Source organism: Rhodococcus rhodochrous, assembly GCF_900187265.1.
Classification (GTDB): Bacteria; Actinomycetota; Actinomycetes; order Mycobacteriales; family Mycobacteriaceae; genus Rhodococcus; species Rhodococcus rhodochrous.
The window spans coordinates 3,320,451-3,333,545 of sequence record NZ_LT906450.1 but is presented as its reverse complement, the minus strand read 5'-3'; the positions used below and the strand labels follow the sequence as shown (position 1 = coordinate 3,333,545).

14 protein-coding genes are annotated in these 13,095 nt (G+C 68.6%); 7 read left to right on the top strand and 7 right to left on the bottom strand.

Going from position 1 to position 13,095, the window contains the following annotated elements; translation table 11 throughout:
- The first annotated feature begins 53 nt into the window (after positions 1-53).
- Together CKW34_RS15305 and era are read left to right on the top strand one after the other, a co-directional pair.
- Positions 54-1,370 (top strand): hemolysin family protein, encoded by a 1,317-nt coding sequence (locus tag CKW34_RS15305; RefSeq protein ID WP_059380836.1) that lies wholly within the window; start codon positions 54-56, stop codon positions 1,368-1,370.
- Positions 1,367-2,284 carry a GTPase Era gene (gene era, locus CKW34_RS15300; RefSeq protein WP_059380837.1) on the top strand — a complete coding sequence of 306 codons (918 nt, stop codon included), beginning with the start codon at positions 1,367-1,369 and terminating at the stop codon, positions 2,282-2,284. Before CKW34_RS15305 ends, era begins: the two co-directional genes overlap by 4 nt.
- Before the next feature lie 27 nt (positions 2,285-2,311).
- Here era and CKW34_RS15295 read toward each other — a convergent pair whose 3' ends face one another.
- The 4 genes from CKW34_RS15295 to CKW34_RS15280 form a co-directional block, all read right to left on the bottom strand.
- Entirely contained in the window at positions 2,312-2,956 is a 645-nt protein-coding gene (locus CKW34_RS15295) for a cysteine hydrolase family protein (protein WP_059380838.1), read from the bottom strand.
- Positions 2,957-3,003: 47 nt separating this feature from the next.
- A complete protein-coding gene (locus CKW34_RS15290; protein ID WP_095092096.1) occupies positions 3,004-4,554 on the bottom strand; it encodes a permease in 1,551 nt (516 codons plus the stop codon).
- Between the two features lie 270 nt (positions 4,555-4,824).
- Entirely contained in the window at positions 4,825-5,400 is a 576-nt protein-coding gene (locus tag CKW34_RS15285; RefSeq protein WP_059380839.1) for a TetR/AcrR family transcriptional regulator, read from the bottom strand.
- On the bottom strand, positions 5,391-6,800 hold the full coding sequence (locus CKW34_RS15280; RefSeq protein ID WP_059380840.1) for an amidase: 1,410 nt from the start codon (positions 6,798-6,800) through the stop codon (positions 5,391-5,393). The genes CKW34_RS15285 and CKW34_RS15280 overlap by 10 nt, the downstream gene beginning before the upstream one ends.
- Positions 6,801-6,903: 103 nt before the next feature.
- Here CKW34_RS15280 and recO point away from each other — a divergent pair, with 103 nt between their 5' ends.
- From recO to CKW34_RS15260, 4 genes are read left to right on the top strand one after another with little or no spacing between them, the layout of a single operon-like run.
- Positions 6,904-7,734, top strand: coding sequence for a DNA repair protein RecO (gene recO, locus CKW34_RS15275; RefSeq protein ID WP_080968129.1), 831 nt, complete (start codon positions 6,904-6,906; stop codon positions 7,732-7,734).
- Complete coding sequence (locus CKW34_RS15270) at positions 7,691-8,497, top strand: isoprenyl transferase (protein ID WP_059380842.1); 807 nt, start codon at positions 7,691-7,693, stop codon at positions 8,495-8,497. Before recO ends, CKW34_RS15270 begins: the two co-directional genes overlap by 44 nt.
- The gene (locus tag CKW34_RS15265) at positions 8,494-8,925 is read left to right on the top strand and encodes a type III secretion system chaperone family protein (protein ID WP_059380843.1); all 432 of its coding nucleotides are present in this window, start codon (positions 8,494-8,496) and stop codon (positions 8,923-8,925) included. The genes CKW34_RS15270 and CKW34_RS15265 overlap by 4 nt, the downstream gene beginning before the upstream one ends.
- Entirely contained in the window at positions 8,922-9,479 is a 558-nt protein-coding gene (locus CKW34_RS15260) for a T3SS (YopN, CesT) and YbjN peptide-binding chaperone 1 (RefSeq protein ID WP_059380844.1), read from the top strand. Before CKW34_RS15265 ends, CKW34_RS15260 begins: the two co-directional genes overlap by 4 nt.
- A gap of 68 nt (positions 9,480-9,547) precedes the next feature.
- Here the strand turns inward: CKW34_RS15260 and CKW34_RS15255 are convergent, their stop codons facing one another.
- Complete coding sequence (locus CKW34_RS15255; protein WP_016691347.1) at positions 9,548-9,964, bottom strand: Fur family transcriptional regulator; 417 nt, start codon at positions 9,962-9,964, stop codon at positions 9,548-9,550.
- Positions 9,961-10,287: an ArsR/SmtB family transcription factor gene (locus CKW34_RS15250; RefSeq protein WP_226950129.1), complete on the bottom strand. Its 327-nt coding sequence runs from the start codon at positions 10,285-10,287 to the stop codon at positions 9,961-9,963. Before CKW34_RS15250 ends, CKW34_RS15255 begins: the two co-directional genes overlap by 4 nt.
- A gap of 232 nt (positions 10,288-10,519) precedes the next feature.
- Here CKW34_RS15250 and CKW34_RS15245 point away from each other — a divergent pair, with 232 nt between their 5' ends.
- The gene (locus tag CKW34_RS15245) at positions 10,520-11,911 is read left to right on the top strand and encodes a glycine--tRNA ligase (protein ID WP_059380846.1); all 1,392 of its coding nucleotides are present in this window, start codon (positions 10,520-10,522) and stop codon (positions 11,909-11,911) included.
- A gap of 111 nt (positions 11,912-12,022) precedes the next feature.
- On the opposite strand, the gene CKW34_RS15240 is transcribed toward CKW34_RS15245, so the two are convergent.
- Positions 12,023-13,093, bottom strand: coding sequence for a DUF6670 family protein (locus CKW34_RS15240; RefSeq protein WP_059380847.1), 1,071 nt, complete (start codon positions 13,091-13,093; stop codon positions 12,023-12,025).
- Between the last annotated feature and the right edge of the window lie 2 nt (positions 13,094-13,095).

Genomic DNA, 13,095 nt, shown 5'->3' with positions numbered 1-13,095 from the left:
GACAGTACGAGCCATCGTGATCGGACGGCACCGATCGAGGGAGTGACGATCGCGTGAGTACCGTGCCCCTCGTCGTCCTGGCGGTCGTCCTGGTGGTGCTCGGCGGCCTGTTCGCCGCCGTCGATTCCGCGCTCAACACCGTATCCGCGGCACGCGCCGAGGAACTCGCGAAAGAGGGCCGCCCCAGTGCGCGCCGGTTGCTCGGTCTGCTCGACGACCGGCCCCGCTACGTCAATCTGACGGTGTTGCTGCGCATCCTCTGCGAGATCACCGCCACCGTCGTCCTCGTCGGTGCGCTGCTCGCCGTGCTCGACCGCACGTGGGCGCTCGTCGTGGGTGCCGCGGTGATGGTCATCGTCGACTACGTCGTCATCGGTGTCAGCCCGCGCACGCTCGGACGCCAGCACGCGTACCCGATCGCGCTCGCCGCCACCGGACCGTTGCGGATCCTCGGTGTCCTGCTCGGTCCGATCAGCCGGATCCTCATCAGCGTCGGCAATGCCGTCACGCCCGGTCGCGGTTTCCGGAACGGCCCGTTCTCCAACGAGATCGAGCTGCGCGAACTGGTCGATCTCGCTCAGGAGAGCGGGGTCGTGGCCGACGAGGAACGCCGGATGATCCAGTCGGTGTTCGACTTCGGCGATACCACCGCCCGCGAGATCATGGTTCCGCGTCCCGAGATGGTGTGGATCGAGGAGACCAAGACCGCCGGTCAGGCCACCTCGCTCGCCGTGCGCAGCGGGCACTCCCGGATCCCGGTGATCGGCGAGAACGTCGACGACATCCGCGGTGTCGTCTACCTCAAGGATCTCGTCCAGCAGACCTACTACCACCGCGACGGCGGACGCAGCGTCTCCGTCGCCGACGTCATGCGGCCGGCGGTCTTCGTACCGGATTCGAAGCGTCTCGACGACCTGCTCGCCGACATGCAGCGCGACCGTAACCACATGGCGGTCCTCGTCGACGAGTACGGCGGCATCGCCGGGCTCGTGACGATCGAGGACGTCATCGAGGAGATCGTCGGCGAGATCGCCGACGAGTACGACACCGGGGAGATCCCCGACGTCGAGGAACTCGACGACGACACCTACCGGGTCTCCGCGCGACTGCCCGTCGAGGACCTCGGCGAACTGTTCGACATCGACATCGAGGACGACGAGGTCGACACCGTCGGCGGACTCCTCGGCTACGAACTCGGCCGAGTTCCGCTGCCGGGTGCGGAGGTCCGGACCCACGGCCTGCTGCTCCGCGGCGAGGGCGGCCCGGACGTCCGCGGACGGGTGCGCGTGAGCACCGTCTTCGTGCAGCGCGCCACACCCGAAGAAGAACCCACCGATACCGATACGGCCACCACCGAGGAGCATGCATGACCGACACCGACTTCCGTTCCGGCTTCATCTGTTTCGTCGGCCGGCCCAACACCGGGAAGTCGACGCTCACGAATGCGCTCGTCGGCAGCAAGATCGCGATCACCTCGTCGCGTCCGCAGACGACCCGCCACACCATCCGCGGCATCGTCCACCGCGACAACGCCCAGCTCATCCTGGTGGACACCCCGGGACTGCACCGCCCCCGCACGCTGCTCGGCCAGCGGCTGAACGATCTGGTGCAGGACACCTACTCCGAGGTCGACGCGATCGGCATGTGCTTCCCCGCCGACGAGAAGATCGGCCCCGGCGACCGCTGGATCCTCGAGCAGGTGCGTCACATGGCGCCGAAGACACCGGTGGTCGGCATCGTCACGAAGATCGACAAGGTGGGCAAGCAGCAGGTCGCCGCGCAGTTGCTCGCCGTCTCGAAGCTCCTCGGCGAGGACTGCGACGTCGTGCCCGTCTCCGCGACCTCGGGTGAGCAGGTCGAGGTCCTCATCGATGTCCTCGTCTCGCACATGGAGCCCGGACCGGCCTTCTATCCCGACGGGGAGCTCACCGACGAGCCCGAGGAGACCCTCATGGCCGAGCTCATCCGCGAGGCAGCCCTCGAAGGTCTCGGCGACGAACTGCCGCACTCCCTCGCCGTCGTGATCGAGGAGATCACCGAACGCGAGGGCCGCACCGAGAAGCAGGGCGAGATGCTCGACGTGCACGCCCTGCTCTACGTCGAGCGGCCGAGCCAGAAGGGCATCGTCATCGGCAAGGGGGGCGCGCGGCTGCGCGAGGTGGGCACCGCCGCGCGCACCCAGATCGAGAAACTGCTGGGGGTGAAGATCTACCTCGATCTGCACGTCAAGGTCGCCAAGGACTGGCAGCGCGATCCCAAACAGCTCGGACGTCTGGGATTCTGACGCTGTCCGGATCCGGGCCGTGGTCGTTCAGACGCGAGTGACGGCCGGGCGCGTGGCCCACCTCGGGAGCAGGTCGTCCACCGTCACCACGGTCCCGAAATTCTGGGCGACCACCGCGACCGATGCGGCGTGCGCGGCCGGACTGTACGAGGCGGCGCAGTCTTCGACGAGAGAGACCCAGTACTCGTGGAAGAGGGCACTGCGCAGGCTCGATTCGACGCAGATCTCCGTCGCGACGCCCGTGAACAACAGCGATTCGATCCCGCGTGAGCGCAGGACCCGATCGAGGTCGGTGCCGACGAAGGCGCTGAAGCGGTGTTTGACGATCACCGGTTCACCCGGCGCCGGCCGGACACCGTAGAACTCGGCGCCGACGGTCCCGGGCCGGCAGGTCAGCCCGGTCCGGGCGGTACCGGGCCCGTCGCCGACCCGCCCCAGCCATTGGGGCGAGTCGGTGGTCTCGTCGTGTTCCGTGCGGACCCAGACGACGGGCACACCCGCGTGGCGGGCACCGGCGATCAGTTCCGCGAGGCGCGGCGTCATCGTCACCGCGGCAGAGACGTCGAAGCCGCACCCGGCGAGAGCGCCGTCCGGCGAGCAGAAGTCGTTCTGCATGTCGATCACCACCAGCGCGCACCGCTGCGGGTCGTAGCGGAATCCCGACTCGTTCATGCGAGGGTCCTCTCGTCGAAGTTGGTTGTTCGTTGCGTGTGTGGTCGTCACCAGAGCACCACAGCGGCGACGGCGGCGACGAGCAATCCGCTCACCACCGGGATCGCGAGGCGGCGCACGAGATCTCCGACCGGAACGCGGCAGAATCCCGCGACCACGATCAGCGACGACCAGATGACGAGGGTGCCGCCTCCGGTCCAGGTCGCGGCGTTCTGAGCGAGGGCGGCGAGCGTCGCGGTGTCCATGCCGACCTGCGGAGCGAGGGAGGCAGCGATGCCGCCGGTGAGCGGCAGTCCGGCCCAGCCGGATCCGTCGAGGCCGATGAGCATCCCGATCACCACCATGCTCAGCGCCGCGAAGAGTCCGTTGTCGGGGGTGTACTCCTGGACCCGCTCGACGGCGTCGAAGAGGAACGCCGGTCCGGTGTCCGACTCGAGTCCGAGGATCGACCCGGAGTAGTCGGGGATGCCGAGATAGACGAATCCGGCCACGGGCAGGATGATTCCCATGGCCTTGAACGCGTAGGCGAGTCCGTCCACGAAGTGCGTGGCGCAGTGTTCGAGCGCGTCGGACCGCTGCGTCGTCAGGGTCACCGCGGCCATGAGGAGAAGTGCGCTGCCGCCCACCAGTGACGCTCCTGCTCCGTCCGACCACGGAACCAGATCGGTGAAACGCCCCAGCATCATGTAGACGAGCACGAGTCCGAATGTCGCCGGAACGCCGATCGCCCAGGCTCGAGCGGCTGCCGGGCGGGTGAGAACGGGTGTGCTCGTCCGGGGAAGGACGGCGTCGACGCTCGGCACCGCGACGGTGTCGCTGCTCGGGACCGCGACGGTGTCGCTGATCGGCACCGTGCCGACCGGTGACGGACGATTTCGCTCGCCGGCCGGGAGATCCACGGCAGCGCCCGGCGTGAGACCACCGGCCCCCGAACCGCCGTCCGGTGTCTCGGAATCCCGGTTGCGGCGCGCGATCTCGCGTCGGACGGTGAGGAACCACGCGAGCGTGGCCGCGGTCAGCCCGACGATCAGGGACAGCACCAGCGCGCGGTCGGCGATGTCGTCGGCCGGCACACCGGCGCCGCTCGCCGAGATGGACGGGGCCAGACCGATGACGTAATCGGAAGCGAGCGCCATGCCCTGCCCCGAGATGGCGAGGGCGAGCGCAGCGCCGAGCGGGGGCAGTCCCGCCTTGATCGCCGCCGGAAGCAGCACCGCGCCGATCAGCGCGAGCGCCGGTGTCGGCCAGAAGAACAACGACAACAGGTAGGTGACGACGAACAACACGATGTAGGCGATGCGGCCGTCGATCATCCATCGTCCGAACGGGCGCACCATGAGTTCGTCGGCACCGATGGAACGCATCGCGGCGAGCATCGATGTCACAGCTGCGATGACCACGAAGATCTCGAACAGGGCGCCACCCGCGGTCAAGGTCGCACGGAAGACCGACATGACGGCGGAGGCGATGTTGCCGTCGTAGGCCAGCGCGGTGGCGAAGGTTGCGAGGACCGCCGGGATCAGGACGTTCTTACGCAATGCCATGGCGACGATCAGGACGAGCAGGCCGAGCAGGAACACGATGTGCGCGACGGTCACGAGCAGCTCCTCGACGAGAGAACGTGCAGCGGGCGGCGACCGTGGACGGATCGATCGGCGCCGCAACATCGATGGGGCGGCGCAACCGTCGTGGGCCGGAACACGTTCGATCTTGAAGTCCCGTGCAGGCATCGGCAATGGGCCGATCAGCCAATCGTGCACGGCATCGCCTGTGCACAGTGCACTGTTCGTGACCGCGATGTTTCGTGGTGTACTCGACGTGAATGTGCGGTCACGCCCCGATCGCGGTCGCAGGGGTCCGCGAGCGGCTCAGGGCTGTTCCGCGGCCGCGGCGTGCAGAAGCAGCAGAACGGATTCCGACAGATTCGTCTCGGTCCCCGTGGACAGGCGGCGCAGCTGCAACCCGGTGATGGTGGCGACGATCGTCGGCGCGAGGGCCTCGGGGTGCCGGACACCGAGCGCGGAGAGGACGGAGGCGGCCAGCGCGTCGTAGGCGTTCCAGCAGCGCTCGGCCACCCGGCGGAGCGCGACGTCGCGTCCTGCCTGCACGTACAGGTCGAAAGGGGCGATGCGCTCGGCGGTGAAGGTCAGATCACGCGCGATCCGCTCGGTGAGCTCCGCGGCTTCGGGCAGCGACAAGGCGGGGGAGCGATAGTGCTCGGCCAGCTCGTGCAGCCGCTCGGTCTCCTCGTCGACGAAGGATTCGAGGGCGGCGCGCAGCAGATCGGCCTGGGTGGGGAAGTGGTAGGTGATCGACCCCAGCGAGACCCCGGCGCGCGCTGCGATCCGCCGGTTCGTCACACCCGCCACACCGTCGGTGCCGACGAGATGCAAGGTGGCGTGGACGATCCGCGAGCGTGCGTCGTCCGGTGTGGTCACCACCATTGCTCCGGGCTGTGATCCTGCCACCTCGACACCGACTCCAGCTGGGAGGCAAGGGAGACGAGCAGAGGCTCGGAGTTCTCCGGGCCGAGCAGCTGAGCGCCCACCGGAAGCGCGCCGTCGACGAATCCGGCGGGCACGGCGACCGCCGGCCAGCCCAGCACGTTCCACGGCCATGCGTAAGGACAGGCGCCGGTGATGACCTTGTCGGTCGCCCACCCGCCGATACCGTCGATCGCGGTCACCGGCAGCGGAGGTGTGGCGGTGGTGGGGGCGAGCACGACATCGACACGATCGAAGATCCGGCCCACCCTGCGCTGCAAGCCCGGTTCGGCCGCACGCGCCGCGCGCAACGGAAGACCGTGCAGCAGACGGCCGGTGCGCGCATTGGCCCGGGTGCGGATGTCGGCGAGAGCCGGATCGGGCAGGCGATGCAGCCACTCCTCGATCCCGGCCATCGACCGCGGAAGGAAGCTCAGCCCGAAGAGGATTCCGTAGTCCGGATCGGCGAGGGTCACCTCGTGGCCGAGATCGCGCAGCACGGTGGCGAGCGCGGCGAGACGTGTGCGGACCCGGAGATCCAGACGGGTGGGCGTCGCGGTAAACGGAATCCTCAGCGACAGTGCGATGTTCAGTTTTCCCGGATCGCGTCCGACAGCGTCCGAGACGGTGAGGGGGGCGCATCGGTGCCGGTCGCCGGGATGATTCCCGGACACGACGTCGAGGAGCAGGGCCGCATCGGCGACCGTGCGGGCGAGCGGGCCGTGGGTGGTCAATCCGTTGAACGCCTCGGCGTCGGGCCACATCGAGATGCGGCCGCGTTGCGGCTTGATGCCGACGAGATTGGACCACGAGGCGGGGATGCGGACCGATCCGGCGCCGTCGGATCCCAGGGCCGCCGGCACGAGTCCCGCAGCGACCGCCGCGGCGCTGCCGCCCGACGAGCCGCCGGGGGTGTGCTCGCGCGACCACGCACTGCGGGTGTGCCCGAAGGCGTCGCCGCCGGTGAGCGGCCACTGGCCGAGTTCGGGGGAGTGTGTCTTGCCGACGATCACCGCGCCGGCGGCCCGCAGGCGACGGACGACCTCGGCGTCGGTGTCCTTCGGGGTGAAGGTGCCGGCGCAACCGAACATCGTCGTCTCGCCGACGATATCGGTGTCGTCCTTGATCGCGATGGGGACGCCCAGCAGGGGCAGGCGTTCGCCGCTCGCGCGGCGCCGGTCGGCCTCGCGGGCCTCGTCGAGCGCGGCGGTGCGGCGCACGACGCGGAAGGCGTTCAGGTGCGGTTGCGATTCGTCGATCCGGTCGAGGCTCGCACGGACGAGGTCCGTGGAGCTGGTCTCGCCGCGGTCGAGTGCCTCGACGGTCGCCTTCAGGTCGCGTAGGTCGGTTCGAGCGTCCATTCGTTCCCCCGTTCGTTCGAACGAACGGTAACGCGTTCCAGTTCTTGGTGTCGAGTCCCTTCGCCGGTCGTCCGGTGTCACCGCGACATGACAGACTCGGGGAGTGAGGCTTTATCGGGACAACGCGGTGGTGCTGCGCCAGCACAAGCTGGGCGAGGCCGACCGCATCGTCACCCTGCTGACGCGCCGGCACGGGCTCGTGCGGGCCGTCGCGAAGGGCGTGCGCCGGACGCGCTCGAAGTTCGGCGCACGGCTCGAACCGTTCGCCCACATCGACGTCCAGCTCCACCCGGGCCGCAGTCTCGACGTCATCACCCAGGTGCAGACCCTCGACGCCTTCGCGGTGGGCATCGTCGACGACTACCCCCGCTACACCACCGCGTGCGCGATCCTCGAGACCGCCGAACGTCTCGCCGGGGAGGAACGCGCGCCCGTGCCGCGCCTGCACGCGCTCACCGTCGGCGCTCTCCGCGCGGTGTGCGACCGCACCAGGCCGCCCGAACTCGTACTCGACGCCTATCTTCTGCGGGCCATGGCCTACGCGGGATGGGCACCGGCGATCACCCACTGCGCGCGCTGCGACCGTCCCGGGCCGCACACCGCTTTCCACGTCGCCGCCGGTGGGGCGGTGTGCGTGCACTGCCGTCCGCCCGGGGCGGCCACCCCGGCACCGGGCGTGTTGGCGCTGCTCGACGCGCTCAACCACGGACGCTGGGCCGACACCGAGGCCGCCGATACGGCGGTGCGCCGCCAGGCCAGCGGCCTCGTCGCCGCGCACCTGCAGTGGCATCTCGAACGGCAACTGCGCTCGCTGCCTCTCGTCGAGCGCGGTCGTACCGAACCTGCGACGGGGAACCGGGTTGATGACGTCACCCGGGGTGTCCGGCAGGATGGGGACCGTGATTCGACGACGTACCACGCCCCCATCGCCTGAGCGGGTGATCCGGCCGCCCGATCCGCATCCGTCGGGCGCGCGACCTCCCGTACTGCAACCCGAGCTGATCCCGCAGCACGTGGCGCTCGTGATGGACGGCAACGGTCGCTGGGCGCAGGAGCGCGGCCTGCCGCGCACCGCCGGCCACGAACGCGGCGAAGCCGTGCTGATGGACACGGTGTGCGGATGCATCGAGATGGGCGTCAAGTGGCTCTCCGCCTACGCCTTCTCCACCGAGAACTGGAAGCGCAGCCCCGACGAGGTCCGTTTCCTCATGGGCTTCAACCGCGACGTGATCCGGCGCCGCCGCGACGAGATGCACGAGATGGGTGTGCGGGTCCGGTGGGCCGGTCGCCGTCCCCGCCTGTGGCGCAGCGTGATCAAGGAACTCGAGATCGCCGAGGAACTGACGAAGGACAACGACGTCATGACCCTCACGATGTGCGTCAACTACGGTGGTCGCGCCGAGATCGCCGACGCCGCACGGGAGATCGCCCGCCGTGTCGCCGCAGGGGAACTCGACCCCGAACGCATCACCGAGTCGACCATCGCGCGGTATCTCGACGAGCCCGAGATGCCCGATGTCGACCTGTTCCTGCGGCCCTCGGGCGAGCAGCGCACCTCGAATTTCCTGTTGTGGCAGTCGGCCTACGCCGAACTCGTCTTCCAGGACACGATGTTCCCCGATTTCGACCGTCGCGATCTGTGGGCGGCATGCGTCGAATACGCCTCGCGCGACCGGCGGTTCGGTGGTGTGAAGTGACGTCGCTGCGCGAACGGATCGCGGGCGCGCTGACGCCCTTCGTCGACGTCCGCACTCCGTCGTCCGCCGCCGACGGCGACGGCGACGGCTCGTTCGGATTCGACTACGGCGCCGTGCCCTTCGCGCTGCAGGTCGTCACGCTCACCGAAGGACTCGACGTGGTCTCCGTCACCGGAGTGCTCGCGTGGGATCTTCCGCTCGACGACGCCGTGCGCGGTCGCGTCGCGACCGCCGCCGACGCCCTGCAGTTCGGATCGGTCCACCTCATCGAGCGCGAGACCGACGCCGACGTCGTGCTGCGGTACTCGTTCCCCGCGACGGGTCTCGACGACATCGCGCTGACCACCATGTTGCTGCTCGTGCTCGACGGTGCCGCCGATGCGCGCGGCGCCGTTGCCGGCACCCCCGACCCCGAGGAGAATTCGTGACCACGACCGATATCGACGCCGAGACCACCACCGAGGAGGTCGTCGCCGCCGACGGAGCGCACGCCGTCGCGATCCCCACCGAGGACGACGACGCGCTGCGTGCCGCCGTGGTGGAGACGCTGTCCGAGATCCTCGAGGAGGCTCCCGAGCCCGACGAGGACGGCGAGATCCCGATCTGGATCGACGACGTGCTCACCTACGCGACCGTCGACGCCGAGAGCGGCTTCGTGCTGCTCACCACCTACCTGGTCGAGGGCATCACGGGCCGCACCCGTGCCGCCGAGGTACTCGGCGACCTGCAGGTGGAGTTCCCCGAGGTCAAGTTCGTCCTCGACAAGGACCGCGTCACCGTCGAGCTGCGGGTCGCGGCGTCGCCGCTCGTCCCGATCCACCTCGTGCGTGCCGTCGCATCGCTCGTGCCGGTCGTCGAACAGGCACGAGCGCTGGCGCAGCGTCTCGGCGGCGAAGCGTCGGTCTTCGACGGTGAGGCCGAGGACGACGAAGAGAACCTGCTCGTCGACGGCTGCGGCTGTGAGGACTGCGACTGCGGCTGACAGCCGCGGTTGATGGCGACTCTGCGGCCTACGGCCGCGGTTGATGGCGACTGCCGCGACCTGCCTGTTCAGCCCTGAGCGAGGGCGCAGTCGCGGCAGTTGCCGAAGATCTCCACGGTGTGGCTGACGTCGACGAAGCCGTTCGACTCGGCCACCTCGTGCGACCAGCGTTCGACCTCCGGGCCGTCCACCTCGACCGTGAAGCCGCAGTGGCGGCACACGAGATGGTGGTGGTGCCCGGACGAGCACCGCCGGAACAGTGACTCACCGCTGTCGGTGCGCAGCACGTCGACGCTGCCGACCTCGGCGAGCGACTGCAGGGTGCGGTAGACGGTGGTCAGGCCGATGCCCTCGCCGCGCTTGCGCAGCTCGTCGTGCAGGTCCTGGGCGGACCGGAACTCCTCGGTGTTGTCGAGCAGGTCGACGATGGCGCTGCGTTGACGGGTCGAGCGGACCCCCACGAGAGGTTTGCGGGCGGAGGTCACTGCGATCGTCCTTCCTGGGCGTGAGCGACGGCGTCGACGACGATGCGGGCGAGGTGGTCGTCGGCCAGGTGGTAGAGCACTTCGCGTCCCGAGCGTTCTCCGCGCACGACGCCGGCGGTCTTGAGCACGCGGAGATGCTGGCTGATGAGCGGCTGGGTGACGCCGAGGGCTCCGACGAGCTCGTGCACGCAGCGGGCCGACTCGCGCAGTTCGAGCACGATCGAGATGCGGACGGGCGCCGACAGCGCGCGCAGCAGCTCACCGGCCGCGACGAGGGTGCCGGGGGAGACGTCGACCGGGGACGACAGGGCGTCGCTCCCGATCGGTCCGCGGGCGCGCTCGCCCGTGCTGCACTCACGTGGATCGGCGTCGATGCTCACGGGGCTCCTCGGGGCGGGGACAGCCGCCGGTCGGCGGGCTTATTGCAAATCGATTCCATTTTGATATGCACGGTTGTGCATGTCAACCGGCGCGAATTCGACCTGCGAACGAGGAGCGATAGGCTTACAGATCGACGCATGCTGCGAAAACCCGCATCGAAGATGGAGAAACCGAGTGGCACCCAAATCCAAGATCGATACCGTCGCCAACCTCGCCAAGCGCCGGGGCCTGGTCTATCCCTGCGGTGAGATCTACGGCGGCACCAGGTCCGCCTGGGATTACGGGCCGCTCGGCGTGGAGCTCAAGGACAACATCAAGAAGCAGTGGTGGCGCAACATGGTCACCAGCCGCGAGGACGTCGTCGGCCTCGACTCGTCGGTGATCCTGCCGCGTCAGGTCTGGGTCGCCTCCGGCCACGTCGGTGTGTTCAACGACCCGCTCGTCGAGTGCCTGAGCTGTCACAGGCGTCACCGGCAGGACCACCTGCAGGAGGCCTACGCCGAGAAGCACAAGCTCGACGACCCCGATGCCGTGCCGATGACCGAGATCGTCTGCCCGGACTGCGGCACCAAGGGCCAGTGGACCGAGCCCCGCGACTTCAACATGATGCTCAAGACCTACCTCGGCCCGATCGAGAGCGAGGAAGGCCTGCACTACCTGCGCCCCGAGACGGCGCAGGGCATCTTCGTGAACTTCGCGAACGTACTCACCACCTCGCGCAAGAAGCCGCCCTTCGGCATCGGCCAGATCGGCAAGAGCTTCCGCAACGAGATCACGCCCGGCAACTTCATCTTCCGCACCCGCGAGTTCGAGCAGATGGAGATGGAGTTCTTCGTCAAGCCCGGCGAGGACGAGCAGTGGCACCAGTACTGGATCGACTACCGGATGAACTGGTACACCGATCTGGGCATCAACAAGGACAACCTGCGCCTCTACGAGCACCCGCTCGAAAAGCTGTCGCACTACTCGAAGCGCACCGTCGACATCGAGTACCGCTTCCACTTCCAGGGCAGCGAGTGGGGTGAGCTCGAGGGCGTCGCGAACCGCACCGACTTCGACCTGTCGACGCACTCGAAGCACTCCGGCACCGACCTGAGCTTCTTCGATCAGGCCACCAACGAGCGCTACACGCCGTACGTCATCGAGCCGGCGGCCGGCCTGACCCGTTCGCTCATGGCCTTCCTCGTCGACGCCTACACCGAGGACGAGGCGCCCAACGCCAAGGGTGGTGTCGACAAGCGCACCGTGCTGCGTCTCGACCGTCGCCTCGCGCCGGTCAAGGCCGCCGTGCTGCCGCTCAGCCGCAACGCCGACCTGAGCCCGAAGGCCAAGGACCTCGCCGCGAAGCTGCGCCAGAACTGGAACATCGAGTTCGACGACGCCGGCGCCATCGGCCGCCGCTACCGTCGCCAGGACGAGATCGGCACCCCGTTCTGCATCACGGTCGACTTCGACACTCTCGAGGACCAGGCCGTCACGATTCGTGAGCGCGACACCATGGCGCAGGAGCGTGTGAGCCTCGACCAGGTCGAGGGCTACCTCGCGCAGCGCCTGATCGGCTGCTGACCGATCCGATCGACGCAGATGCCCTCCGGTTCCGACGGACCGGAGGGCATCTGTCGTTTCGTAGCCGCGCCCACCGCGACGACACCGCATCGAGGGGGTGCTCCGTAGCGCTCAGGTCGCCGAGCGTCGATCGATGTACTCGAAATACCCGCGGCCGGAGATCTCCTCGCCCCGCCAGAACGCCGACCATGCGAAACCGGTGACGAATCCGGTTCCCAGGCCATAGGTGAACGGGGTGTCCATGACCCCTTCGAGATCCAGCCAGGGACGACCGGTGGTGTCCCTCACCAGGAACCGGGTCCGCCGCGGCACCGGCATCGGGATGCCGTAGGGAGTCGGCTCGGGTTCGCCACGCAGCTCGAGTATCTCGAAGTCCACGTCCCGGAAACGGGTTCCGTAGCCGCCGCGGGTGCGCAGGATCGCCGTCGTCATGAAGGGCCGGCCACCGATCGCGTAGCGGCTCAACAGGATCTGCGTGTCGGCGTCGAGATCGACGATCTGGTAGACGAAATGGTCGAGCGGAGCCTTCGCCGCGGGTGGCAGGGGAGTGGACCGCATCAGATACGGGCTCGGCATCGCCCCGTACTCGAACGAGCACAGACCTTCGGCCGTGACGCTGTGGCCCTCGTGGGTGAAGGTGCCCTCGTATTCGGTGAGCAACCCGAAGTGCTTGTAGAGCGGGCTGCGGAAGAACCACGAGACCGTGTCCGTGTTGGTCAGTGTCAGCGCGACGTCGACCGTTCCGAGCCGTCCCACGAGTTCGTAGTGGGGGTAGCGGCCGGTCAGGCTCAGATCGTCCCCGAACTTCACCAGTGATCCGTCCGGGGAGGACACGAAATCGTCGCCCACGGCGTAGTTCCCGAAGTGCGCGGGATGCGATGCCGCCGTGCCGGCGACCACGGTGGCGTTGCGGCGCGGCGGCGCCACGAGCGCGTGGTCGTTGTCGAAGGCGAGCGACCCGGTGGCGCCGATCAGCGACATCATCGAGAAGAACCGGTGCGGCTCCGGCAGATCCGGGATCATGACGCCGTAGTGCACCCACCCCAACCGACGCGTGTCGACGTGCGGGCGCAGGATGTCGGGTTCGGAGAACGGTTTTCCGTCGGACGACGCGGCGGAATCGAACAGGCGGACGGCCGATCCGAGACCGGCACCCAGTGCGCGTGCTGCGATCGGGCGCATGG

Coding starts and splice junctions, on each gene's coding strand:
- era (WP_059380837.1), top strand. CDS start 1,367: ATGACCGACACCGACTTCCGTTCCGGCTTCATCTGTTTCGTCGGCCGG.
- CKW34_RS15295 (WP_059380838.1), bottom strand. CDS start 2,956: ATGAACGAGTCGGGATTCCGCTACGACCCGCAGCGGTGCGCGCTGGTG.
- CKW34_RS15285 (WP_059380839.1), bottom strand. CDS start 5,400: ATGGTGGTGACCACACCGGACGACGCACGCTCGCGGATCGTCCACGCC.
- CKW34_RS15280 (WP_059380840.1), bottom strand. CDS start 6,800: ATGGACGCTCGAACCGACCTACGCGACCTGAAGGCGACCGTCGAGGCA.
- CKW34_RS15270 (WP_059380842.1), top strand. CDS start 7,691: ATGGGGACCGTGATTCGACGACGTACCACGCCCCCATCGCCTGAGCGG.
- CKW34_RS15240 (WP_059380847.1), bottom strand. CDS start 13,093: ATGCGCCCGATCGCAGCACGCGCACTGGGTGCCGGTCTCGGATCGGCC.